This window comes from Psychrobacter sp. FME13, from assembly GCF_014861395.1.
In the GTDB taxonomy this organism is placed as follows: domain Bacteria; phylum Pseudomonadota; class Gammaproteobacteria; order Pseudomonadales; family Moraxellaceae; genus Psychrobacter.
In genome coordinates this window covers 1-26,430 of sequence record NZ_RRYV01000037.1, presented here as the reverse complement: position 1 = coordinate 26,430, position 26,430 = coordinate 1, and the positions used below count along the sequence as shown (strand labels likewise).

At 43.4% G+C, this 26,430-nt stretch carries 21 protein-coding genes; 9 read left to right on the top strand and 12 right to left on the bottom strand.

Translation table 11 applies throughout. From position 1 onward, the window contains the following. Together EI164_RS06925 and EI164_RS06920 are read left to right on the top strand one after the other, a co-directional pair. Positions 1-248: integrase core domain-containing protein (locus tag EI164_RS06925; protein WP_192519210.1), on the top strand; the 248-nt coding region annotated here is incomplete at its 5' end. Beyond that, positions 214-606: a LysE/ArgO family amino acid transporter gene (locus EI164_RS06920; RefSeq protein WP_225739159.1), complete on the top strand. Its 393-nt coding sequence runs from the start codon at positions 214-216 to the stop codon at positions 604-606. The genes EI164_RS06925 and EI164_RS06920, both read left to right, overlap by 35 nt. A gap of 215 nt (positions 607-821) precedes the next feature. Here the strand turns inward: EI164_RS06920 and EI164_RS06915 are convergent, their stop codons facing one another. The 4 genes from EI164_RS06915 to EI164_RS06900 form a co-directional block, all read right to left on the bottom strand. Beyond that, on the bottom strand, positions 822-2,204 hold the full coding sequence (locus EI164_RS06915) for an NAD(P)-binding domain-containing protein (RefSeq protein ID WP_192519252.1): 1,383 nt from the start codon (positions 2,202-2,204) through the stop codon (positions 822-824). Between the two features lie 357 nt (positions 2,205-2,561). Beyond that, on the bottom strand, positions 2,562-3,203 hold the full coding sequence (locus EI164_RS06910) for a MarC family protein (protein WP_192519251.1): 642 nt from the start codon (positions 3,201-3,203) through the stop codon (positions 2,562-2,564). A gap of 276 nt (positions 3,204-3,479) precedes the next feature. Continuing rightward, positions 3,480-4,340 carry a carboxylating nicotinate-nucleotide diphosphorylase gene (gene nadC / locus EI164_RS06905; protein ID WP_192519250.1) on the bottom strand — a complete coding sequence of 287 codons (861 nt, stop codon included), beginning with the start codon at positions 4,338-4,340 and terminating at the stop codon, positions 3,480-3,482. Between the two features lie 171 nt (positions 4,341-4,511). Then, positions 4,512-5,543, bottom strand: a complete 1,032-nt coding sequence (locus EI164_RS06900) for an NUDIX hydrolase (protein ID WP_192519249.1) — start codon at positions 5,541-5,543, stop codon at positions 4,512-4,514. A 391-nt stretch (positions 5,544-5,934) separates the two neighbouring features. Between EI164_RS06900 and nadA the strand changes: the two genes are divergently transcribed. The 3 genes from nadA (at position 5,935) to EI164_RS06885 (ending at position 9,956) form a co-directional block, all read left to right on the top strand. Further along, positions 5,935-7,074 carry a quinolinate synthase NadA gene (nadA, locus tag EI164_RS06895; RefSeq protein ID WP_192519248.1) on the top strand — a complete coding sequence of 380 codons (1,140 nt, stop codon included), beginning with the start codon at positions 5,935-5,937 and terminating at the stop codon, positions 7,072-7,074. Position 7,075: 1 nt separating this feature from the next. Continuing rightward, the gene (nadB, locus tag EI164_RS06890) at positions 7,076-8,986 is read left to right on the top strand and encodes an L-aspartate oxidase (protein WP_192519247.1); all 1,911 of its coding nucleotides are present in this window, start codon (positions 7,076-7,078) and stop codon (positions 8,984-8,986) included. Positions 8,987-9,059: 73 nt separating this feature from the next. Next, the gene (locus tag EI164_RS06885) at positions 9,060-9,956 is read left to right on the top strand and encodes a phosphatidate cytidylyltransferase (RefSeq protein WP_192519246.1); all 897 of its coding nucleotides are present in this window, start codon (positions 9,060-9,062) and stop codon (positions 9,954-9,956) included. A 31-nt stretch (positions 9,957-9,987) separates the two neighbouring features. Here EI164_RS06885 and EI164_RS06880 read toward each other — a convergent pair whose 3' ends face one another. Genes EI164_RS06880 through EI164_RS06870 form a run of 3 tightly spaced genes read right to left on the bottom strand, consistent with a single transcriptional unit; the run spans position 9,988 to position 14,795 of the window. Then, the gene (locus EI164_RS06880) at positions 9,988-10,863 is read right to left on the bottom strand and encodes an SDR family NAD(P)-dependent oxidoreductase (protein WP_192519245.1); all 876 of its coding nucleotides are present in this window, start codon (positions 10,861-10,863) and stop codon (positions 9,988-9,990) included. Then, complete coding sequence (locus EI164_RS06875; RefSeq protein WP_192519244.1) at positions 10,860-12,065, bottom strand: patatin-like phospholipase family protein; 1,206 nt, start codon at positions 12,063-12,065, stop codon at positions 10,860-10,862. The genes EI164_RS06880 and EI164_RS06875 overlap by 4 nt, the downstream gene beginning before the upstream one ends. A gap of 3 nt (positions 12,066-12,068) precedes the next feature. Next, positions 12,069-14,795, bottom strand: coding sequence for an alpha/beta fold hydrolase (locus tag EI164_RS06870; RefSeq protein ID WP_192519243.1), 2,727 nt, complete (start codon positions 14,793-14,795; stop codon positions 12,069-12,071). A 340-nt stretch (positions 14,796-15,135) separates the two neighbouring features. On the opposite strand from EI164_RS06870, the gene EI164_RS06865 reads away from it, so the two are divergent. After that, the gene (locus tag EI164_RS06865) at positions 15,136-16,047 is read left to right on the top strand and encodes a lysine exporter LysO family protein (RefSeq protein ID WP_192519242.1); all 912 of its coding nucleotides are present in this window, start codon (positions 15,136-15,138) and stop codon (positions 16,045-16,047) included. Positions 16,048-16,099: 52 nt separating this feature from the next. Then, complete coding sequence (locus EI164_RS06860) at positions 16,100-16,798, top strand: hypothetical protein (RefSeq protein WP_192519241.1); 699 nt, start codon at positions 16,100-16,102, stop codon at positions 16,796-16,798. A 27-nt stretch (positions 16,799-16,825) separates the two neighbouring features. Here the strand turns inward: EI164_RS06860 and EI164_RS06855 are convergent, their stop codons facing one another. From EI164_RS06855 to EI164_RS06845, 3 genes are all read right to left on the bottom strand, one after another. Further along, positions 16,826-18,028, bottom strand: coding sequence for a hypothetical protein (locus EI164_RS06855; RefSeq protein WP_192519240.1), 1,203 nt, complete (start codon positions 18,026-18,028; stop codon positions 16,826-16,828). A gap of 56 nt (positions 18,029-18,084) precedes the next feature. Further along, on the bottom strand, positions 18,085-19,374 hold the full coding sequence (locus tag EI164_RS06850; protein WP_192519239.1) for an FAD-dependent monooxygenase: 1,290 nt from the start codon (positions 19,372-19,374) through the stop codon (positions 18,085-18,087). 100 nt (positions 19,375-19,474) lie between these two features. Continuing rightward, positions 19,475-20,797, bottom strand: coding sequence for an FAD-dependent monooxygenase (locus tag EI164_RS06845; RefSeq protein WP_192519238.1), 1,323 nt, complete (start codon positions 20,795-20,797; stop codon positions 19,475-19,477). 889 nt (positions 20,798-21,686) lie between these two features. Here EI164_RS06845 and EI164_RS06840 point away from each other — a divergent pair. Together EI164_RS06840 and ybeY are read left to right on the top strand one after the other, a co-directional pair. After that, positions 21,687-22,781: a PhoH family protein gene (locus EI164_RS06840; RefSeq protein ID WP_192519253.1), complete on the top strand. Its 1,095-nt coding sequence runs from the start codon at positions 21,687-21,689 to the stop codon at positions 22,779-22,781. A gap of 268 nt (positions 22,782-23,049) precedes the next feature. Continuing rightward, a complete protein-coding gene (gene ybeY, locus EI164_RS06835) occupies positions 23,050-23,640 on the top strand; it encodes an rRNA maturation RNase YbeY (protein WP_192519237.1) in 591 nt (196 codons plus the stop codon). Between the two features lie 103 nt (positions 23,641-23,743). Here ybeY and EI164_RS06830 read toward each other — a convergent pair whose 3' ends face one another. Further along, complete coding sequence (locus tag EI164_RS06830) at positions 23,744-24,619, bottom strand: mechanosensitive ion channel family protein (protein WP_192519236.1); 876 nt, start codon at positions 24,617-24,619, stop codon at positions 23,744-23,746. A gap of 219 nt (positions 24,620-24,838) precedes the next feature. Further along, positions 24,839-25,726, bottom strand: coding sequence for an energy transducer TonB (locus EI164_RS06825; protein WP_192519235.1), 888 nt, complete (start codon positions 25,724-25,726; stop codon positions 24,839-24,841). Positions 25,727-26,430: the final 704 nt, after the last annotated feature.

Sequence of the window (26,430 nt, the reverse complement as noted above, 5' to 3'; positions counted from 1 at the left end):
CTGTTGGCACGACAGGTGATTCATACGATAATGCGTTGGCTGAAACGGTTAACGGACTTTATAAAACGGAGGTGATTGAATATTTAAAACAGCAGTGGCAAGGTGTGAGTGATGTTGAATTAGCAACCCTTGAATGGGTCGATTGGTTTAACAAAACTCGCATTCATAGTACGATTGGCTATGTGTCGCCTTTTGAGTTTGAGAGACGATACTATGATAGTTTTATTGAGTCAGACAAAGCTGCCTGACTCAAGCAATCAAGTCTCCGATATAGTCGGGGCGGTTCACTCACATGCATTAACAGTGGATGGTCAAGCCGTTACCAGCTTAAAAAAAGCACTGTTATTGTGTTTTGGCTTTACGTGGCTCAATCCACACGTCTATCTAGATACATTGGTACTCGTTGGCATGGTTTCAACAGGTGCTAGTAGCAAACTGGCATTTGGTGTGGGTGCCGTCAGTGCATCGTTCTGTTTCTTTTTTGCCTTAGGTTATGCTGCACGACTGCTTCGACCATTATTTTCCCAACCAAAAGCATGGAATATACTCGACGGATTGGTCGGCATACTGATGCTGTACTTAGCGTGGCACTTATATAATAGTTAATATAGTCAATCCTCTATAAATTGGATACGGTGTCAGGCTTGCTTAGTCTACGAGTTGTAGTATTTTCACTCGCCTTCCTTGTATCCAAATTATATTGAACCGACTATGGTTAATATGGCCGCTATATATACCATTCACAAAAAAAGCCAAACACGCTGAAACGTATTTGGCTTTTATCTTTTTAGACAATAATCATTGTTAACGATGCTACTTATTTACGACGCTTTTTTACGATTTTTGGGCTTCACAAGCGACATATTCAAAAAGTGCTCAAGCGAATCATCAAGCACATCCAACCACGGCTCTGGTAATTCAGGGGATAACGTACCCGTCAATGTCGAACGATAACCTTTTTCTCTAAAGGTCATGATATTGTCGGTTTTGTCTATTTGCCATTCTTTTAAGATATCACCCTGCTTTTCTACCGCAAACTCTGGGTAATCTGTTGCATTGGTCAAATCACGAATATAGGCGGCTTGAAAGTCAATGGAATCGCTAACCGTCGCGCACTTAGCATACGTTGCCACCCATTCTTGCTCGTCTGCTGTACGTGTCGCCAAATCAGGTATTTTAATATCACCCATAATCACATCACGGGCATACCACGCTTGTGCATCAAACATATTAAAGGTGAAATACTGATCCTGCATACCCAAATAAATAAGCTTTGGATTGGGCTGCCAAAAGATACCTTTATATAAATTCTTAGGATACAAGCAATTATGCGTTTGCAGACGTAGCTCATCTGGCATAAACGGGAAATGGAACAAATACCCTGTACACATAATAATGGCGTCAAATTTTTGGCTCGTGCCATCGGCAAAGTGCGCCACATCATCTTCAAAATGAGTCACTAAAGGCACTTCCTTAATACCATCAGGCCAATCGTAACCTAAAGCTTGGGTCCGATAGCTGATAGTGACTGATTTGGTGCCGTATTTATAACACTGCGTACCGATATCTTCGGCTGAATAACTGCTACCAATCAGTAAAATATCTTCGTCTTTGAATTCCAATGCGTCACGGAAATCATGCGCATGGAGGATGCGACCTGGGAAAGTTTCCAAACCTTGAAAATACGGCATGTTTGGCGTTGAGAAATGACCAGTCGCTACCACGACATAATCAAACTCTTCGACCTCTTGCTCATTGGTTTTATGGTTCATCACTGTCACAGTGAATTTTTGCGTGTCATTGTCAAATGCTACCCAACGTACAGGGCACTCAAAGCGAATATATTTTTGGATGTCTTGCTTGTCGATACGACCCATGATGTAGTCTTTTAGCACTTCACGTGGTGGGTATGAAGGGATGGCTTCACCAAAGTGTTCATCAAATGAATAATCTGCAAATTCTAAGCACTCTTTTGGGCCATTCGACCACAAATAGCGGTACATACTGCCGTGAACAGGCTCACCGTTTCTGTCTAAACCGGTACGCCAACTATAATTCCACATACCGCCGATGGCATTTTGCTTTTCATAACAAACTATCTCAGGTAAGTTTTCAGCACCAGCCAATCGGGCCGCTTCGAAAGCGCGTAATTGTGCTAAGCCACTTGGACCTGCGCCTAAAATAGCAATTCTTTTATTACTCAAAGTTAGCTCCTATAGTATTAATTGTCTTTATAATCTAACATATTTTTATAGGTGATGTTTATTCTCAATACTTTTGGTGATTTATCGCTATTATTTTAGGCATAGCTACGCTGTAAAAAATGGTTTTTTTAATCAAATTCTCGGTTTTGTAATAGTCAGGAAGTAGTAAAAGGCAACTGACAACTCATCTTAATTGACAGTTTTTTGATATATTTTTGATATTAGTTCTTGATGTTAGATTTAACTGATGACCAATTTAAACTGATAACTAGCTTTAACGAACAGTAGGCTGTCATTTTTTCTACAGCCTGAAGGGTGAAAGGATAAAAATTGACGCTGATATGATACACAAAGCCATTATGCCAAACTAGGAAACAAAGTACGTAATGCGTTTACGATGATTTCGATAGAGACTGCAGCCAGTAGCATACCCATAATTCGACTCATGATGTTAAGCCCTGTATCTCCTAACAAACGGCTGATGCGACCTGCGGCCATTAATGCTGCATAGCAAAACAAGCTAATAAACAGTCCAGCAATCATGATGGCAGATACTTCCTTCACACCAGAGACTTGGGCAGAATAAATAATAACCGTGGAAATACCACCAGGTCCAATCATCATCGGAATAGCAAGAGGAACCACAGCAGCTGCCATCGAAGCTGGTGAATCTTGTACATGATCGACATCGAAGTTTTCTTGGTCAGGCTTAACTGGATTGCCTTCACCATTCATCATATTGAGGGCAATTAGAAATACTAAGATACCACCTGCCAACTGAAACGAACCTATCGAGATACCAAGTGCGTTTAGTAAAACCTCACCTGCTACGGTAAAAAAACTGATCGTGATAAAAATCGTCAAGCAGGCAACACGCGCAACTTTACGTCGATTATTCATTGAATAACCGCGGGTTAAATCCAAAAATAACGTCAAGGCGCTAAACGGATTAATCAATACCAAAAAGGCTAAGATTATCTTGATGATTTCAGTATTCACTGAGCACTCACTTGTTTATTTGAGATACAACTGCTGAAAAAATTAAGGCCATCGTGCGAGTGCAACGATGACCCAATAAACGGTGAAAATAGCATTGTGGCTTATATTGTAGCATAGGGAGATAAGCCAATTAAATCATTAACTTTATGTATAGTCAGTCCTAAATAAAAGAGATACATTTTTCTTGCTTGCTGTGCCTACGCAGACAGAGGCTGCGAAAAATGTAACCCGTATCGCTGTATTTATTTTATAGTGGATCACCTATAGTTATATTATCTATGCATGAAAGTCCAAACCAATATCTAATGCCGTGCTACTGTGCGTTAGGTAGCCCATAGCAATAAAATCCACACCTGATTGGGCAGCCGCTTTAACGGTATCTGGCGTGATACCACCTGATGCTTCAGTCTTAGCTCGACCTTGGCACATAGCCACAGCTTGTGATAATAGCTCAGGTGACATGTTGTCCAAAAGAACCAAACTCACCCCAGCATCTAATGCTTGCGCTAGTTGCTCTAAAGTATCGACTTCTACCTCAATGGGAATGAGATGACCTGCAAAACTTTGGGCTTGCTGAATGGCTTTTTTTATATCGCCAGCAATGGCAATATGATTGTCTTTGATTAAGATAGCATCATCTAATCCTAGACGGTGATTACGCCCGCCACCGCATCGTACTGCGTATTTTTGGACAATACGTAGGCCTGGTATGGTTTTACGTGTACAGGTAATCTGCGCTGGATAATCAACCACGCTATCTACAATTTGTCGGGTCTCTGTCGCAATCCCACTGAGATGAGTCATAAAATTAAGCGCCGTGCGTTCTGCCGTTAGCAGATGACGCGCATTACCACGAACACTAGCCAATACGGTACCAGCGTCAACCAGCTCACCATCATCAACTTGAGCGGTAAACTCAATCTGAGCATCAACCAGTGCAAAGGACAAACGTGCCAAATCCATACCGCATATCACACCTACCTGCCGCGCTCTAATCTCTAGTTGGGCATGCATATCAGCAGGAATCGTGGCTTGGGAGGTCACATCTCCGCGCCGACCCAAATCTTCGGTTAAAGCAGCTTCTACTAGAGGTATAAGCAATACGTCATTCAATGCAGGTTCTTTGTTACTTGTCATAGATAACCCTTAATATAATGCTGCTATTCTGTTGTATTAAACTCAAAGTGAGCATAAATATAACGTAAAGTTCATGACCCTGCAAGAAAATGACACTATTTCATGCGGTTGATAAAATCGATAGGCATAGAACATAATAGTAGTTTAGGGAGTGCAATAATATTTGAATGTTTATTTGCGCTTAGGCAATTTGCTATCCATCAATAAACTTTGTAGTTCAATATCATGGCAGAACCGGTAAAGCTTGGCAGGACGACCACGCTGCGCACTACTACTCTCCCCTGTCTCCGTTACTAGATTCTGAGAATCTAGCAGACGGCGAAAGTTTTGCTTATGCAAACGCACTCCTGAGAGCGCTTCTACGCTCTGCTGTAATTGCGACAAGGTAAAGGCATTTGGCATCAAACCAAAGATAAGCGGGCGATATTCAATCTTGGCACGCAGCCTTGAAATAGCCGTAGCAATCACTCGGCGATGATCATAATACATCGGCGTACCTATTATCTGTGCCCAGTCTTTTGGCAATTTTTGTGGCTGGTAATAAGTAGACTCTGGAATCAATCCTGCCTCATAAAGCATCTCGTAGCGCAGTAACACATGTTCAGCAACCCATTCTCTACTGTCATGGATATGCTCGCTAACATTTTTATTGATAGCTTCTATGTTTTCAATATCGTCATCTGCTAAAAACCTCTCACTCAACCCCCAACACAAACCAATACGCTGATACCGCCGCTGTTGCGTGATTGAATCAGCGGCCTCATTTGCCCAATTTAACAATGCAGGCACAATGAGATTCACAATGATATCAGGCTTGCCTTCCAAGTGATTTTCCCACGGGAAATAATCATACCAATCTCGCCATACTGCCTTGCTTTGCAGCTGCTGCGTTTGCGTCTCTTGCACCAATCCCAAGTAACTCACATAGACCAACGCATGACCATCGACGTTACGCCTATTGGTATCGACAAAGGTATATAACTGCTCCAAATAACCCAGTGGCTGCTGCGTCTGTTCTTCTACCCACTGCCGTACGCCAGACTGTAGCGAGCGATGTAAAGGCATGAGTGGTCCATTAGGCAACAATTTACCTTGATCAACTGTGAGTACTCGTGCCGTATGATCTGTAATCGCAACTAGAACCGCAACGACCTCAGTGGTTCCGCTACCCTGCTGATGCGCATGTGAATAAGACAACGTCATGATTTTAGTAATTATCCTTTTATCTTTTAGCGTGCAATAAACTTTATCTTTTAACGTGCAATAAAAAGTCCATCACACTTATTATTTATCGTATGACTTAGTATAGCGTGAATCTATAACTATCACAGTCTACCGTTGTAAACATCAACTGCTAAAAGAACATCGACGGCTAAAAGTGAGAAGTGAGAGAAAGCATTTTGCACAAATACATACTCTATTAAAAGGAGTATATAAAAAACCACTTGTATTTATGCTCAAAAAGAGCATAATTAAAAACCTGTCAATACGATGTCTTAAATTGGACTAATTTGGCACAGCCAATCGTATTTTGAGGTTGATATCACTTTTAGCGGCAGATGACTTGTCGTTACTGCACTAGAGGTTTGTACTTATGAAAACTTATCCGTATGACGCACCCATCATGAGCCATGATAATCATATTGCCGCACGCATGAATATCGAATATGCCAAAGCAAAAATGCCAGCAGATCTGCCACGATCTGAGCGTTTGGTGGTTGAGGCTAATATCAAGAAACTGCTAAAAGAACACAATGCCGTACTGGTCGCACATTATTATGTCGACCCTTTTATTCAAGATTTAGCATTAGCGACTGGTGGTTGCGTTGGTGACTCACTTGAGATGGCACGCTTCGGTCAAGCACATAGCGCACAGACATTGGTAGTCGCAGGTGTACGCTTTATGGGCGAATCGGCCAAAATACTGAGTATGGAAAAGACGGTACTGATGCCAGATTTAGAAGCCGAATGCTCGCTTGATTTGGGCTGCCCTGTTGATGAATTTTCCGCATTCTGTGATGCCCATCCTGAGCGTACGGTCGTGGTCTATGCCAACACCAGCGCTGCGGTCAAAGCCCGTGCGGATTGGGTAGTGACATCATCTGTTGGTATCGATATTGTCCGCCACTTACATGCCCAAGGTGAAACCATCATTTGGGGCCCTGACCGTCACTTGGGCAAATACATTGCGCGTGAGACTGGTGCAGACATGCTGCTGTGGCAAGGCTCTTGTTTGGTACACAATGAATTCAAAGCTACTGAGCTGTTGCAGTTAAAAGAAGGATATCCAAACGCTAAGGTATTAGTCCATCCTGAGTCACCTGATAGCGTGGTGGAGCTTGCCGATGTGGTCGGATCCACTAGCAAATTATTAAAATCAACTTATGAGATGGATGCCGATACCTTTATTGTGGCGACTGATTTGGGTATCTTGCACGAGATGCAAAAACGCTCACCAAACAAACGGTTTTTAGCCGCACCAACCGCAGGCGAAAGCGCCAGTTGTAAGAGCTGTGCGTTTTGTCCTTGGATGGCAATGAATGGTCTAAAAGGTATTGAACAGTGCTTAACGCAGCGTAGTGGTGAAGTATTGATGACGCCTGAGCTGGCAGCAGCAGCTAGCAAACCTTTACAACGTATGCTTGATTTTGCCGAAGCACAAAAGCAACAAGTCGCTGCCAGTGGTGACATCATAAAAGACCGTGCGCTATTCGCTAACGTTGGGGCAGCCTAGTATGAGCGCGGATAATATCAAGCAAACAGACGTGCTAATCATCGGTGCAGGACTGGCTGGTTTAAGTACTGCGCTATCACTACCAAAATCACTAAGCATCATGGTACTGAGCAAAGCCGATCTAGAGGTTTGTTCAAGTCATTATGCGCAAGGTGGTATTGCGGCCAGTTTGGATAAAAACGACTCGGTTACCGACCATATTAGCGATACGCTCATCGCTGGCGCAGGATTATGTGACGCCAATAATACCACTGATATCCTCAGTGCAGGACAGCAAGCGGTTCAATGGTTATGTGAGCAAGGCGTTCCCTTTACGCCGACCCTACAGCAACATGCGATAGCAGCAAATAAAGTACAGCGGACGAATAGCTTAACAACCAGTGACCTACATCTAACCAAAGAAGGTGGGCATGGCTGTAGACGAGTCGCCCACGCTGAGGATGCTACTGGGCGACATGTTATGGAAGCCTTGATCATAAAAGTGAAAGCGGCATCCAACATTACCATACTGCCTCATCATGAGGCGTTAAGTCTACTGAAAGATAATAGAGATAACCGCTGCCAAGGGGCACTTGTTTTTGATCATAACAACCAACGTCAGCTTACGGTTTATAGTCAAGCTGTCGTACTGGCCAGTGGCGGCTTGGGACAGCTATTTAAACGAGCTAGTGCGCCAAATGTCTGTGTCGGTGATGGCGTGATGATGGCGTGGCAAGCAGGTTGCCGATTGGCAAACTTAGAGTTTATTCAATTTCACCCGACAGGACTGGCATTAGGCGATAGCAGCTTTTTAATCTCTGAAGCACTGCGCGGTGAAGGTGGACGGCTGTATTGCCCGCAGACAGGCAAACGTTTTATGCTCGATATTGATGAGCGCGTAGAACTAGCACCACGAGATATCGTCGCAAGAGCAATCGCTGAGCAAATTAAAAACAATGATATGGGCTACGTACACCTTGATGTTAGCCACCTACCGACAGATTTTTTGCAAGCGCATTTCCCACAAATTTATCAAACCCTCTTAACGCTTGGCATTGATATTGCGACAGCGCCTATACCAGTGGCTCCTACCGCTCATTATAGCTGTGGTGGCGTGGTTACCTCTGCCAATGGTTTGACTGATGTCATTGGTCTTTATGCCGCAGGCGAAGTGGCGTATACAGGCTTGCATGGAGCAAACCGTTTAGCCAGTAATTCACTGTTAGAGTGTGTGGTGGTTGGACGAAATATCGCCGCTGATTTGCCGCGCTATTTAGCAAAAACATCTGAACTAAATCCTTTGCCCAATAACACACACTCATCTCAAGTCTTAGCTGATGCTTGGACACCACCTGTAATTGAAAACACTCAGTCAATTATCGTTCCTAATAGCACACCGTCAGCCCCCAACCTACCTGATCATTATAGAGCTAGACGATACTGCCATTTTAATACTGCAATCACCGAAAAAACGGCTGCATTAAAGCGATTGATGACAGCCAATATGGGTATTACTCGTGATGCTGAGCAGTTAGAAGACGCACTTGTACAGATACAACAATGGCAACAGTGGCTAGCAAAACCTGATTTAGGTGCTATTCATAGCAGTGCCAATAACGCTAACTGTAACAACCATCATAATGAGATAAATAGAAAACAAATATCCATAAAAACAGACAGAGTCCTTGCTTCTCAACCACTCTCACATTTCCAATTAGCAAGGCAATTACAATTGGCGACATTAATCGTTCAATCGGCTTATCAACGTCTTGAAAGTCGCGGTGGTCATTATCGAAAGGACTACCCAGATATAGCGACTATTCCTCAGGTAAGTGTGCTTGAGCCGTTATTAGGTACGAGAGAAGGTAGCATTAATTGGTCGATTCAGCCTATAATCAACCAGTCAGAATCTAGCACAATAACTGCTATCTAAAAGTAGACTGAGCGGTTCTGACAGCGTATCCAATCTATTTGGAATTGATTACACCTTTTAAAGTGCTGAAAATATGTCTACTGATCTGCTGTTTGTCATCGGACTCATGACCGTTGTAAGTTTAGTTTGGGGGATGCTTGCCCTACCTCGCCTGCGAGCTCGCCTACCTAAAATTTATCTGATTACCCGCTCGTGGTGGTTTATGCTGACCGCGCTATGTCTATGTTATATCGTTGCTAAGCTAGAGTATCACGAACCATACGCTCACTATCATCCTTACCAGTGGCTACTCATTGCTTTTTTTGTTTTAATCGGTCTACGCGGATGCTACGAGCTTCAACGCTTATGGTGCTTAAATGGCAAAGCGGGTCTCATTCGTAAACTACAGGCGCGCGGACTACAACCGAAAAATGGCATTGATGAGAAACATTCAGCCCTTATCTCAGCACCTATCGATGCATCTGCACATTTAAATATATTAGACATCGTCTTTAGCGCTGCTTTTATTTTACTGATCATCAGCCTTATCGCCTTACAACAACTAACCTGGCAACGTGAGCAATATGGCGTATTGCTGTTTGTACTATTTGCCAGTCAGTTCAACGATATTGCTCAATATCTATGTGGACGATTACTAGGCCGGAAATGGTTTAAACGAGGCCTTGCCCCAACCATTAGCCCAAACAAAAGCATTGAAGGCGCTATTTTTGGCAGTTTTTGTGCGGCTATATTGGCTTCGTTTCTAGGATTATTACTCACGCCTTTTAGCTGGTGGGTTTGCTTACTGGCAGCCTACAGCTTGGCTGTGAGCGGTATTGCGGGGGATTTATTAGAATCAGCATTTAAGCGCCAACATGGGGTAAAAGACACTGGTACGATGCTGGCTGGACATGGTGGCGTATTAGATCGGGTGGATAGCTTACTAATTGGGGTGCCGTTATTTACCTTGTTCTACTGGATATTTGGATGAGCGGTCTATTTTTGATTAAGACAATGCTTGGTTAAGCAGGCTTATCTAGCTTACTACGTAATATCCAATTGAGCACAGGCTTAGGTAAATGGTTTAGCGTGCGAGTAATGTAGCGCATCGATTTTGGAAACACGGCCAACTCAACATCGTCGTCAATCGCTTTCATGATATTTGTTACCGCTGTTTGCGTACTCATGATAAATGGTTTGTGACTGGCATCACCATCATTCAAATCACGCAATGCTTGGGTATCGATATAACCTGAAGCAATGCACGTCACTTGAATATTATAAGGGTCAAGCGCCAATCGATAAGCACTGGCCGTCGCTATCATCGCGCGTTTGCTTTTGGCATAAAGACTGGCATAGGGATAATCGAGCGTACCCGCAATGGATGCCAAGCAAATAAGGCTTGGCTTAAGGTTATTAGTGGCGTTGTTGTGAGTGACATCATTGTGAGTAACGTTGCTATTAGTAATATTGTTATTAAAGACATCGATCGGCTGGCTTTGCTGCTTTAACTGCTTGCTGGCCCAGCTAAATATCTGCTCAAACGCTTGCAGATTAATCGCTAACATCTTATCACTGTCTGCTTGATTCAACTGATGCGTACGCTCATTGGTATAGCTGCCCGCACTATAAATCAGCCTGTCAAAGCGTATACTCGATAATTTCTCTAATAGATTTTTTATTTGAGTGTCATCAGTCAGCTCACAAGCATAAGTCCTGATAGTCGGATACTGGCTGTTAATATGCTCTATCTTTGCCATTCGACGCCCAACCACGCTCACCTGCCAGCCAAGCTGAAAATGATGCACAGCCAGTGCCAAACCAATCCCACTTGTACCACCAATGACAATGATATGCGGCGCGTGATTTTTAGCGTTATCTTCTGCGTAAGTTTTCATAATTGATGCTGCTGTATGTAATCGATCGTACGCTGATAACCATACTGCCATTGCGCCTGCATTTGCTGCACAAAGCCATCATAGTCAGCATGTATCAGCTCGACGGTCATTTGCTGTAGATTAAAACGCTTATGCACATTTTGACCCGTCAGCTGCTGGGCATTATCGGCAAATGGTAGCCAATGAGGCTGTGTTGCTTTTGGCGAGGTGACTTTTGACAGTGCGGCTTGCGATTGATAACTATGTACTGTGGCCAAGCGCGCATTTGGGTCAAAACCAAAAACCCGTTTAATGGCAGGTGCAGCAAGCCACGCATCGTAACCATCCTTGGTCTCTGCAAATACCGTTTCAGCCAACTGACAGGCCAGCTCAATAGGCGTGAGGTTAATCACGCCGCCCAAGCACCAACCAAGCTCTGTAATATGGGTGGGCGGTAAATAATACATGTCTGCCATAGAAGCACGAACCACTGACTGAATATCCCATTGGGTCAGGAGCTTAACAGGCGGATGTATCCGCTCACTGGCAAAGGCATGCGCAGGTGATGTCATTAGCTCGGTAGGTAGGTCTGACAGATAATCTGCCAAACGCAGCGGTGCAAACAACAATTCTTGCAGTTTTAAATTATCATTGGCTAGAGCATCAGCCATATTGCTATCGAAAGGCATTGAATACAGGCGGCTAGCGATAATGGCTATCTCTGGCGTTGTTTTATTAGCATCAAAGTCACTCTGTCTACTAGAAGCAAAACTAGATAGCTCATCAAGCCATTGCTCCTCATTATCAATACGAAACATCGCCAATTGTTGCAACTCATCTAGGAGTCGCGCATAGCTGTCTGCTTGCCGATGCAGCTGAGCTTTGGATGATTGATGTGATAATGACAAACCCAAACGTTTGAGTGCATGAGTCATATAGCGCATTTTTGCACGCCTGTTGGCCTCATCAGGAGTGACATGGCGAATTGCTTTGATAACTGAATAGAGCTCACGGCTGTACATCAGCCCTTGCAAGTCTTTAGGATCAGACGCTAGCTTGACCAAATAAGCGGATAAGCTTCCACCGCAAGTACCAATAATCATATCTGGCTTTAGGTCATGCTCGACCAACGCCGCATAACTACCCAGATAATAGCCAAAACGTGAGCCACCTCCAGAAAAAAGCTGCACACGCTCATAAGGCTTGGTATGGTTAGTAGTCATGTGTTATTTATCATCGATTGGTGCAGTTTTAATCGCCAATGACACCGTAAAGATACCAAAACGATCGATACGCATGGCAACCTTTTTAAAGCCAGCACGCTCAACCAATTGATCCATCTCCGCTTGTGAGCGACAGCGCATTACCCAGCTGCTACCACGATGGTTGTTTAAGGTTTTACTGATGAATTCTTGCTCGGGGTGCCACGGCTGGTTGGTATAAATCAAATAACCATCCGCTTTTAAGCTGTCATAAATCCCAGCCAGTGCTGTTTCAGGTAGCGTATTGTCAGAAAATAATTCAAACACGCCTGAGCTAATGGCAATATCGAAACCTGTATCAACCTTGCTGCTGCTCGTTTTTTCTACCTGCTGATAACTGGCGGCGTCAAACGCATCCTTTTGACAAGCGACGACTCGATTAGTAATGGCTAAATTAGAGGCTTTCGCTTGCAGTGCTTGGATATTATGCATCTCATAATCTCGTAGCTCCGCATGCAAATCGGTAAACTCAGTCAATAAGTCAAATGCGTAGAAACCATGACCACTGGCAATATCTAACAGTTTTGGTTGATATGGTTTAGTGTTATTTTGGTTTTTGTCTTTAATATCTGCGAGCGCTAAACGTGCCAGCTCTAATATATGTGCGCGGCGTATACGAATACCCTGCCAACCGATATTGTTTAAATAAAACTTATCAACTGCATGCCCAAATTTATTTTGACCGCTTGGCTGATTGTAATAAACGTGATCAAGCGAGTGGCCCGAATCAAACCCATGCTCAAGCCCTGTGGCAATCGCATCGCTGACATGACCGAACTTTTGCATCGCAAAACGAGTAATGGCAAAACTCGGATTAAATGGCTTAATCGCTAAGCGGTCTACCTTGTCTTTACTGGCGCTATTCAAATGCGCGGTACTCAAATCAGGCGCCTGTACTGGCGCAGCAAAGACCTGCTCAGCAAAATCTATGCAGTCGGCAAACACATCTGCCTTATTGGTTTCGTGAAAGATTGCGTGATAACTGTCTGGGTATAGTTGCCAGCGCTTGGTAGGCGTATCAATCGCTTCATAAAACGCGCGCTCAGCCTGCTTATCCACCACGTAATCTTTACCCGCACACAGTACGAACGTCGGAACGGTAATGGCACCAGCATCATCCAGCAAACGTTGACCCGTGGCATGAGTATCAATCAATAAGTCAGTCGAAATACTGTTCGATATCAATGGATCCGCATTGTAGGCTTGCTGCGCGTCTTTATCATGGGTCAGCACTTGTGCTTTGACATAACTGCTGACACGTGACATCAAACCCAGCGTACGTGCCACCTTTAGTGACGGTATCGCAAAGGGCATGTACAAGCGAATGCTTAGCGCAGGCGTGCCGAGTATCATACCGCGAATATTGGGCGCATAATCATGCACCCATGCTGCCGCCAGTACCGCACCGATACTACTGGCGACGATCAGGGTATCCTCGATAGCAATGCCAGTTTGCCCGATAACCAGTTGCACAAATCCATCTAAATCTCTCTCTAGTTCAGTGACACTCTCTGCATGGTCTTTGATACCCCCTGAGCGACCATTGCCACGCGCATCCCACGCAAACACTTGATAGCCTGCTGCTGCAAACTGCTGTCCTAACTCGGCTAATCGGCCCGAGTGCTCATGCCCACGGTGTAATAAGATCACTTGACGTAACGGCTGAGCGGCTTTTTTAATCGTTGATTTTTGCATATCTACTAACGGCATCGTGAGCCAATAGCGATAATAAATAGCCGTGCCATCATAAGCGTTGTAGCAACTTTCACCATTTATAATTTCACCATTTACATCTGTGGGTGAAGACTGCTCAAAACTAACACTGGCCTGTTCTTTTAGTTTTTGACTATTAACGGGGGTAGTTGGCATTTCTTTGAACTCCAATGGGTAGGCGTTGTCAGTATAATTATTTGGTAAAGCAGTATTCAGGGATAAAGCAGTATCACGTGATGAAGCAATGTTGATAGATAGTGAGTTGTTTTTCGACTCACGCGTTACTGATCGAAGTGTTGGCGGCTGATGCATCAAGTATAAATGGACCATATAGCGTATACGATTTAAGCACGTTTTGAGTAGGAGTGCTTCGGTCAATATGAATAGCGGTGTGATGCTGAAATGGGCGCGCGATAACGGCAGCTTACTCCCCATAACAGCACCAAGCACGCCTAGTATTAAAGCGCGATCACTTTTCCCTAAAGGCCCTTGGTTCGCCCTAGCCCCTAGTATTGTATTGCTGGCGATACCGAGCAGCTCGGTACTCATACTCAATGCCGTCATGCTACTGATATGCCGCTGCGTGCTAAACCATTTACTCGTACCAGTTTGTCGTTCAGAATTAATTCGTAAATCATATTTAGCGACATGAGGAGCCAAACTGGTAATGAGCACCGTATCAGCGATAATGTCGCCCACTTCGTTGAGCACTGCACCCAGCGTTGATGCTTGACCATGCTCACGCGCCATCATGCCGTCAATGGCATTGAGTGCCATCCGTACGAATAATGATGAAGGTAATAGCAGCCATAACGCTTGCTGCTCGGTTGCAGGCTTCGCAATAACATAAGCCGTGCCCACACTTAATAGTACCGCAGACACAGTGACTTGATTGGCAGTAAAATTGTGCGCGACCAACGAATTACTGACTGGTCGCAGCTGATCTTGAAATTTAGGTTTGAGCTGATATAGCGACATAGTACTACCAAGTATTTTCGGTATCCTAATGTAACAACAAAAGTTTGCTAGGTAAATGCTTAGACGTGGTTATATAGTCAAAGTATTTTTAAATCGCTACAGTGCTGCTGGGATAAATTTTTCGCAGCCTCTGTGAATACAGCAAGCAAGTAAAATTTGTACCAGTAGTACCATAATACAATCATATCGGTTTTATGTTTCTTTGACTATAAATCAAATTACCCCCGATAAAATCGGGCTTTATAAAGAATCTAGTGTACCACTGTCAGTATTTACATATCGATATGATACAATCATCGGCTTGTTAAAAAGGCCTCATTAAAACCAGGAGTCTGCCGTTATGCAAAGTCTGATCACCCTTATTTTGGTCTTAATGCCAATGTTTATTGGCTTTGCCATTCCTTCTAATCCGGCTATGACAAAGCTTGCGGATAAAGGTTTGTCCTACTTAGTGTTTGTCATTTTAGCACTGATCGGTATTGAACTATCGCAAGTCGAGGGCTTAGGCGGTCAAGTAGCTGAGATTGTGCTGTATGTGGCCGTGCTTTCAATTCTCACTATCGGCTCTGGTCTATTGGCTTTAATGATATTCGACAACATACGCCCATGGCAGGCCAAAAAACCCAGCGTCAAATCCAAAGAACATCAAGTCAGTATTCGTGGTAGTCTCGCCCAAGTCGTTTGCGTAGTAATCGGCATGGTGATTGGTTATTTCCTACCCGCTGATTATATGCCACCTGAAAACACCATGACGGCTCTGTTAATGGTACTGATATTACTGGTTGGTATTGGGCTAAAGGGTTCGGGTATTACGCTCAAAGAAGTCATGCTCAATAAACGCGGCGTTGAGATGAGTGTCATTTTCACAATAGCAGTACTGGCTGGCGGCTTAATATTTGCGCTAGTGTTCAGTGATGTATCCTTGACGAAAGGCTTGGCACTATCATCAGGATTTGGTTGGTATTCGCTGTCAGCCATTGTCATGACCGATGCTTATGGCGCGGTCTGGGGTAGTGTCGCGTTATTTAATGACTTGGTGCGTGAGTTCTTTGCCTTGATATTTATTCCCATGTTTATGCGCAAATATCCGTCAGCAGCGGTAGGGCTTGGCGGCGCGACGAGCTTAGATTTTACCTTGCCAGTTATTCAGCAATCAGGCGGTTTAAAGGTCGTGCCATTGGCGATTAGCTTTGGTTTTATTATTAATATAATCTCGCCTGTATTGATGGTATTGTTTTCAGCGTTGGGGTGATAATGTAGTAGAACGTTTGAATCGATATACTTTGGTAAAAAAGGAGAGCGGCATGTCTATGTGGGAAGTAGAGCATATCATTGAGCAGACCATAAAACTCATTGCTAGCGCCGATAGTACTGACAGAGAAAAACGCCATTTAATACATAATGCTTATTACCTACAAGCCGCTTTCGATACAAGCCATACGCACTTTAGAGTAAAAGATATTTTACTCAGCACTCAATATATGCAAGCCTACGCTATAGAGGAATTCCCAACATATCATCTGTATCCAAAATATTTCGATAGCCTTATAGATGCTGGTGATGCATGGGTTTATGATAACCCTACAGCTATTCGGTCAGCTGACAATCCTGAGGTCGCACTATGGGACAATGAGTCACAGCGCTTATATGTAGATTTTGGCAGTCCCTATTATAGCCTCAATACTGACGAAACTGTGGCACTCTATGAACCGCTAGACTTTGCATTACTTATCATTAGAGAAGCTAGTAAACAAAACAACAAAGGCATAGTCTATGATTGGACTGGTTTCGTTCTCTTTTATTTACTGACAATGTTACCAAGTGACAAGACGGTTTCGGAGCTGCAACAGCCATACTTTACAGAAATAAGAAGCATATTTGCATCGTTCGATTTTACTAATTATGAGCCTATCGATGATCGTCTAGATTTGTATAGTGACTTTCACAAAGAATGGTTGTCAGAGCAGCAGCTTAAATGGTTAATGTATGTGACCGCAGTATAAATAATTCCATCTTAACTCATACCTTTATCAACCTAATAACAAGTCCTTATCTACCTGACAAGCTCTATCGTGCCACTCAATAAATGCCTGTATGTCTTTATGCTCTAATTGATGGGTAGTATCCTTACCAGTAAAGCTCTCAATATAACGGCACGCTCGATAGTTTTTAGCATACTTATCGTAATTGTTAATCCACTGATTACGTGCTTTTAACTCGTTTTGACGTTGCTCAATACTACTATCTGCGTCTGTGCTCTCGGCATCAAACCAAAAATTTTTGGCAGGGATATCTTTAGTCAGTTTTTTGTCCGTAACCTCAGCCATGCGCCACGGTTTAGCAGTGAGCCGTGCTCGAAAGCACTGCTGCGCCTGACAGAGACGCACATAATTAGTATCTGCATGAAAATACTCAAACCAGTCCGAAACTAATGCATCACTTGGCGGGATAGTGTCGTGGGTGGCAATCATACGAAAGCCTGCGGGTGTCTCATATAAACGAAAGGACTCATTAGGATGATTGGCAACGCGCTGCTGAATTAAATCCGTTATAAAAGATGATAGCGAAGCAGAATCATCGGCATATTTTTGTATACGCGCTTTTTCTCTTTGACTGGCTTGTTGCCACAAATAAGCAGTCGCACCTACCATAACTACCAACAGCCATAACCATGATAATCCCAACCAAGAAATGACACTGGCAATAAGTATAAAAATAAGAACAAAAACCCAAACTTTTATTTTAGCTGCAGGCTGAGTTTGATTGTCGGTTAATAAAGTTATATAACCACGGCTGTCATAATCGTCAGGATATTTATAGTGCAATAACTGATCGTTATCAACATCGATAATCGCAATATTATTAACATTGGCAACCTGCGCACCGTAACTGTTACGCGTGACAACAAGCTGCGTATCAGATGCCTGACTCTCTACACCAGCTTTAGTTAAACCATTCTCTGAGAAATTCTGCTCAGAAATAATCTGCTCACGTATAGGAATGCCATTACTTTCGTTATACTCTTCCCTACGCTCACGTCTGACAATATCCTCGCCATCTAGCCAGCGTTGATGCGCTTCATTTACTCGTTCCTTAGCATGAGCCAAAGCCTCTGCTTGACTGATATCTGACCAGCCATAGCGCTTAATGGTTGCTTGCTTTGATGACCGATCGGCCGTGGCTAGCGCATCAAAACGCTGCTTGTATTGCGCCCAGTATTTAGGGATGAGCATAAGGGGTTACCTTAAGATATTTGGTTTAAGATAAATGAAAATTGAGCACGAGGTTCTTACACCCCACTCGCCTGCTTAGCAAACATTCTCATGAGCGGTTTTATTTTGCCAACGCGGTACATGCCCTCATTACGTATCTGCTGCACGGGGCGTAATTGCGCAAGCGACCCTGCGAATAGCCAGTTAAGCGCAGAAAAGCTATGCATCATCAGGCTATTATGCGGACGACGCAGACGCTCGTAACTACGCAACGTTTGATTACTGCCCCAGATCGTACCGCCACTACGAGTAAAGTCGTGTGCTAATTGCTCGCTCAATACTTGTACATCGAGCATACCCAGATTCAGCCCTTGACCTGCCAGCGGATGCACACCATGCGCTGCGTCACCGATCAAGACTAAGTTATCGGCGACGTAACTATTCGCTTGTTGCGCAGTCAGTGGAAAGCTAGCAATGGATTCAATCTGACTGATAGCGCCTAGCTCATAATGACAGGCAGCAGCCAGTTTATCGGCGATAACACGGTCATCTTCCTCTATCAATGCCAATGCCTGATTGCGCGGCAACGTCCATACAATCGACTGCCAATGCTGTGGATTGATTTTGTCGTCGTCGGTGATATCCGCTAATGGCAATAACGCCAGCGTACCCGTAGGCAGCATCGCTTGACGTGCGGTTGCTTGGTGCGGTTTTTCAGTATGGATCGCACAGCAAATGGCAGTTTGATTATAATCAAGCGTGTCTAGTCCTATGGCTGCTTGCTGACGTACAAATGAGCCACGACCATCAGCGCCAACCAATAACCGAGCGTTAATCACAGTGCCGTTATCGACGGTCACACGGTATCCTTTTTGCGTACCTAACCAATCCATATTTGTCACTTTTTGCCCAGCGACAATAGTCAGATACTCACTGACATCACCCTCACCCAGACGTTGCCACAACGCATGTTCAATGACGGCTGGCTCGACCATACTACCGAGCATTGGGGGCATGATAGAATTAGACGAACCATCGCTACTTTCACCAAAATTATCACTACTCTCACCAAATAACAGCTCGCCCCTACCATTCAGTTGCCATACCTGCATTTGTGAGTAATCAGCCTTACGTTCAGAGCTCGCAATCTTTTGCCAAGCGCCCACGTTTTTTAGTAAATTAATACTGGCCAAGCTCAGCGCATACACTCGAGCATCACGTTTGCTCAGCACACCTTGCCAAGCTGATTCATCACGTGCTGGACGAGCATCAATTAACGTCACGGGCATTTTTGCTTGTGCCAGTTTTAGCGCAAGCGTTGCACCAACGATACCACTACCGATAATCAGCGTATGGTTATTTTTCATAAGGTGTCTCTCAATACGAGTCAAGATTAGAATGCTTGTTATTAAGGTCTGTTGATCGCTAAAATCGCGTCAAAAATTTCACTGCATATTGTCTATAGCACTACGACTTTAATCCCATCGCATAGGTCGCCACCAATGGCTTAATGTTTGGCAGCTTATCAAAGGCCACCAAAGCTGCATTTCGTGCTAGCTTTATCACTGGATTGGGATGAGTAAAACCATGGACGACAGCGTCACAGAATCGAATGACCCGTTTTTGGTCGCTTAGACGTGCCTTCTCATAACGCTTAAGTAGCGTTGGATCGCCGATGTCTGCGCCTTTGAGCACTTGCGCGCTCATCATCTGCGCTAATACATGGGCGTCTCGCATACACAGATTAAATCCCTGCCCTGCTACAGGATGCAGTGTGTGAGCGGCATTACCCATGATGACACAGCGACCATCTGCCTGTTTGTCCGCTAGCACGCGGGTCAGTGGATAAGCACCACGACGACCAGCAGCGACAAACGTGCCAGCACGCTGACCAAAAGCGTGTTGTAGCGTCTGTAAGAAATGCGCATCGTCTTCTAAATAACGTGTCTCTTCGCCTTTTGGACACACCCAAACGACCGAGCGTCTATAGCCGTTTTGATATTCATTATTGCCATCACCATCTGGATCCGTTAGTGGCAAGACAGCAAGTGGACCTGCTGGGCTAAAACGCTCAATCGCCACATGCTCATGCGGCTTGTCTGTCTCTACCACACCGACGATAGCTGTTTGCTGATAATCATAAGTCGTCGTGCCGATATCCAATAGCTGACGCACGGTAGAGTCACGGCCATCACAAGCGACCAAAACGCTGCCCTGCAATTGCTGCTCTGTTTTCTCTTCACCGTAATGGCTAAAGCTCAGCGTGACACCATCCGCTTTTTGTGTCACTGCGCTGACATTGGCATTATCAATCAGCGTAATCAATGGCGCCTGCTGTGCGGCTAATAAAAGCTCACGCCCAAGCCATGCATTCTCCATTACTTGACCAAATGACTCTACTTTTTCTTCCGCTTTATTGAGCTGTGCGCGACCAAAGCTACCTTGTTCACTGATTTGTACTGAATCGATACGGCAAGCATGGCTTTGTAACTTATCCCACAGACCAATCTCTTGGTAAATCTGTACCGTACGCCGCGACAGTGCGGTATTACGACTGTCCAAATAATGGCTACGATTGCGGTCATCATTTGGGCTGATGGTTGGATAGCGGTTTTTTTCTATTAATGTGCTCGCAATACCATGATTCGCTAGCAGTAAAGCAAAGGATAAACCGACATGTCCACCACCCGCGATGAGTACTTGCTGCTCCGTGATTGCCTGACGGTTGTCAGCTGTAGTTTCAACTTTATTTTGAGCATTCAATAAATTTACATCAGTATTTTGTATCATGCTTATTCCTACTTTATTATATGAGGCATGCTTGCTATACGCAGTTAATGAGGCACTTATTGCCGTTATCAGTTACTTTCATTTAGTGGCTTTTATTTAGTAGCTATCATTTAGCCGCTTCAATATTCTGACCTTGCTTATTTTATTCGTATTTTAAATTCAATTATAAAGCGCTATGATATCATTCATAGACTACCACAAATTACCTATCGCTCCATGCTCTTAACCGTAGACAAAGCGTGTACTAAAAACGCCTAATAATCTATACCACTAAGGGCCAACCTAGCATCCTATTAGAACAGAAAAACCATTAGGGCGTGTTGAACATTCAAATATTAGGGCTGCTGATTGCTAAAATTGCACCAAATTAGGCGCAAGCCGACGATAATGTCGAGACCTTAGCTAGGTTTGCAACAACGTTTGGGGTGGTTTTGGCATCAGCCCTTTGGGGCAGTACTATTTTTTGCCAATATATGGCGAAATTGTTTCACCTAGAATGACTAGGCATCAAAAATTTCAGTGCATATTGTCTGAAAAATAGTCGCTGCTAGCACCACATTTGAATGTTCAACACGCCCTGATCTTGTAAAAACGTTAAATAAAACATGACAGTTGCAATCACCATACAAAAACAACGTCATGTAGATGCTGCATGGCTTGAAATTTAAAAACTATCTACCATAATAAAGGCAAGACCGTTACTTATCACCATTCATAAAACAAACAACAGAACCGACAGCAAAACCAATAATACTGCCACCGTCATTTCTATTTCTAAAATTTAAAACTAAGACAATAACGACTAACCATTTTATCTCTTAAGTCCAAAGCTTAATAAAACAACATCATTTTGGACGCCTAACACAAGGATAATCGCTTGACTGACTCCATGAGCCGCCGTATAAAGTTTGAATCATTGACGCCAGCACAGCTTAAAATCGTGCTAGGTGAATACAACAATCATATGAAATATATCCAAAAACGCCTTGATATCAAAATCATGCAGCGTCAAGGTGATTTTTGCCTGAGCGGTGATGTGACTGGTGTTGAGCGCGGTGAACGTATTATTTATAAGATGGTAGATGAAGCGCAAAACAAAAAAGACATCAGCGCAGAAGAGCTGCACCTTATCATCCAATCGAGCATTTCTCGTGATGAAGACATGGCCGCAGATGCGCAACGCGCAGAAGAAGATGCTGCCAAAGAAGAAGATTTCGATGTCACCCATGAGTTCACACCCGTTAGTTTGCGCACGCGTAAGGGTCGCATCATTCCTCGCGGTGGCAATCAGCAAACCTATGTCCAAAACGTACTAAACTCTGACGTCTCATTCGGTATTGGCCCTGCTGGTACAGGCAAAACATATTTAGCGGTTGCTTGTGCCGTAGACATGCTTGAGCGTAATGAGATAGAGCGGATTTTGTTGGTGCGTCCAGCGGTAGAAGCTGGTGAAAAACTAGGATTCTTGCCGGGTGATTTAACCCAAAAAATCGATCCTTATTTACGCCCATTATATGATGCGCTATATGAAATGATCGGCGTTGAAAAAGTAGGTAAGCTGATTGAAAAGCAAGTCATTGAAATAGCTCCCCTTGCTTATATGCGCGGCCGTACATTAAACAATTCATTTGTCATCTTAGATGAAGCGCAAAATACCACGCCTGAGCAAATGAAAATGTTTTTGACCCGTCTAGGGTTTGGCTCACGAGCGGTAATTACTGGTGATATCACCCAAGTGGATTTGCCACGTGGTCATAAGTCAGGCTTGGGCCAAGCACTAGAAATATTAAGTGGTATTGAAGAAATTCATATCACCAAGTTTGATTCAAAAGATGTGGTACGCCATCAATTGGTACAAAAAATTGTCGAAGCATACGATGTGTTCGATGAAGAACAAATAGTATTAGAAGAAAAGCGTAAGTTTGAGCGTATCAAAGAGCAAGAGCGTAGACAAGCCATCGCTAATGCAGCAGCCAAACTATAAACTGGCTAGCCTGCTATTTACTTCCATAGAAATGCAAAACCGGATTACTGATTAGTAGTCCGGTTTTTTGCTGCTAGACTGATGGTTAGCATTAGTAATACCATTCACAAAAATTAGAGTAGCAAGGAAAAAGAGTACAAGCACTACACATTGTAGGCTAAGCGATTTTGACACAGCTAATCGTATTCTTGTGAATGGTATAAGTTAATCTTGATCAGTTCGAGCAAATTAAACAAACAACATGGTAATAAAGTAAGGAGAGAACAACATGACCCAATATAATAATGATGATAGTTTGAAACAAAACAATGAAAGCTTTGAGATATTAGACATCAGTGCTACGAATAGCATCAACGACGAGATTCTCGATGCTTTTTATCATCGTGACATGCTCCTGCCTGTCATAAATGCGACTTTAGATTATATAGATGGGCGTATTAATAATGGTTTGGTACTGCCCTATTTTGCAGAAATTGATATTGAACTGTGGCAAGAAAAACAAAAATCACTTGATATATACATTACTGATGCGACTGAAGGTCGCGAATTAAACTTGGAAGCACGAGGCAAAGATTATGCGACTAACATTCTGTCTTATCCTAGTGACTTGCCAGCCACTATCATCGATCTGATGCCGACCCTAGCACTCGGCGAGCTGATTATTTGTCATGATGTGATAGTGCGTGAAGCAGCAGAACAGGAGAAAACAGTCGCACAGCACATTAGCCACCTATTAACACATGGCATGCTACACTTACTGGGGTTTGACCATGAGATCGGACAGGCTGAGCAAGATGAGATGGAGCTTTTTGAGATTGAGGTTTTGGCAGGTTTAAACCTACCAAATCCTTATGCTTAAATATAGGGCGTACTTGATATTTGACCATAGCACTAACAGAAATTGTTTTAGTGATCAGCAGTGCCTATTTATGAGTATTCAATACGCCCTAATCAATTGATAGCTAGTCTTTTGTCATTGGTAGCTTTTGTGATTGATTCATTTGGTTAATCATCTGATCCAGCCCTTTAACATGAACACTACGCTGCGGGAATGGAATTTCAATCTTCTCATCGTCGAGTGCATGTTTAAACTGCTCTAGCAAATCGCATTGCATCGTCCACCAATCAGCATTGGTCGTCCAAACATTTAGAGTTAGATCCACTGAGTTGTCACCCAAATTGGTCACGCGCACGACAGGCTCAGGATCAGTAAACGCTAGCGGGTTGTTCCTTGCTAAGTTTAACATCACATCTTTGGCCGTTTTGATATCAGCATCGTAGCCGATGCCAACCGTGATGTCGACGCGCCGATTGGGCAATGCGGTGTAATTGATGACCGCTGAGGTGGTGATATCACCATTAGGAATGATTACATCATGATTATTTATCGTCGTTAGATGAGTATTGACCAACGTAATCTCAGTCACTGTACCAGTATAACTACTGATCTGCACATAATCACCACGTACAAATGGACGGAAAACCACAATCATAATACCAGCGGCAAAGTTCGACAGCTGATCTTTTAATGATAAACCAATCGCAACAGCGGCACCACCCAATATAGCCACAACAGATGTGGTCTGTACACCAACTTTACTAAGTGCTGCCAGTGCCACTATCACCAATAGTACACCATAGAGCAGCCGGCTCAAAAAGCTAGCAATGGTATCATCTAAATGACTACGAATCATGATTTTTTGAGCAATGGCAACCGCTTTTTTAGCGAGCCAGCGACCCACGATGAATATTACGATTGCTAGTGCAACCTTAAGAACTAAACTTAATGTGTTGCTGGTAAGGGTAGCAATATCTATAGTAAAACCTAAAAATTCCATACTAACTCTTTATTTTATAGCTGTGTTTGATGAATTGAGGATATTTTTCATCTACAAATCAAAATATTGGGCCGTGTCTTCATTTCAAAAATGGTGATAAAAATAGCGCAGATAATATCAGGATATTAACCAGCTATTTAACGCTGTTTGGCAAGATTTAGCCGTTTTTAGCCCATTTAGATGACTATCAGGTGAATTGAAGACATGCCCTAGTGTCTGCTAATAAGTCACATCAACTTTGTCAGTGTATTGATAGGTACGAATCAAACGCAATTCAACGATATCCTTCATGTCTTCGGTAAATTTACCGAAAGGTGCTGCTTGTCTCACCGACTGCTTAGCAGCTTCGTCTAATATCGTTGAACCGGAGCTTTCTAGCAGGCGGATGGCTTTGACGTTACCATCACTACTAATAATGACCATCAGACGTACGTCACCTGTGATGCCTTGCGCTCGAGCTTGTACCGGATAATGTAGATTACCAATACGCTCAACATGCTCGCGAAAAGTGTTGATGTAATCTGCAGCAGAACCACGTGTCGTTGAGTTACTATCAACCGTCACGACCTTGGATTTGGTCGCATAGACCTGTTGACGTTGAGATAACTGCGCCTCTAAGGTAGCGACTTGTTTACGCAGACGCTCTTCTTGTGCTATTAGATCATCTTGTGCTTGTTTGCTATCATTATCAGACTCTACATTGGCTTGACGCCAACTGAGTGTCGTACGTAAATAGCTTTCTTGATAGCGTTGCTGCCGCACTTTGCGTTGCAAGCTAATGACATCTTGCGTTTCACCCATTTGCTCAGCAGAGAGTGGACTGAACTGATCATTTTCTTGTCGCAACTGCTCCTCTATCGTACCACCGCCTTCTTGAGAAGCATTAGCGATAAAGTGGGCATCTTCGTTTGGCTGCATGTTATCAGTGAGCACTTTTGCAACATCTTGCATCATTGCAGCAGGATCACTCCCCATAGAAAAGCTAACACCAAAAATAATCAATGCGTGTACACCCACTGCAATAACAACAGCAACAGGTAAGCTAATATCCCGCTTAGGTACTTGCGCGGAAAAATGATAGCTTTGTGAATCTTTAATATAGGCCACGGTCAATCTCAGCTTATGGGTACGAGCTTATAGGTACAAAACAGCAGATAATAAGCGTTATAATAATATGCATAGTATAGTCTGGCGCTATGATAACATGACAAAGAATTATGTCACTAGTATAACTATTGCTTGAGCAATTTACCCCACTCGCGCAATATTTACAATCTTTGGCCGACTAATTAAAAGAATGTTGTCAAACCTAATACAAAATCAATACGCCAAATTAAAATCGGTTGATGATTTGACTATAGTAGCCACGCCTATTAGGCTTTATATTCTGGGTATAATTAAGGCGTGCCTTCAGTTCAATTGATAACCATCAAATATTTAATACCTACTAAGTGAATGACTGTAAAGTATATGCGTACATTTTGTAGCCATCATATTTGATATATACTACTTGGTATAGTCAAAGAACTCTAGAACGGATACAAGGCAGCTGACTGCAAATTGTACAAGTATTACATCTAGGAACGAGTAGCCGTTTAGCTGTTCTCTAACTATAGGTATCATCTTACCAAATCAAAACCACTTTATACCAAAACTAAGTAGTAAGATTGGCCATATCAAACTCATTTTCTTGGCTACTCTAGTTTTTGTAACTGGTATTAGGGCGTGTTGAACATTCAAATGTGGTGCTGGCAGCGACTATTTTTTAGACAATATGCAGTGAAATTTTTGATACCTAGTCATTCTAGGTT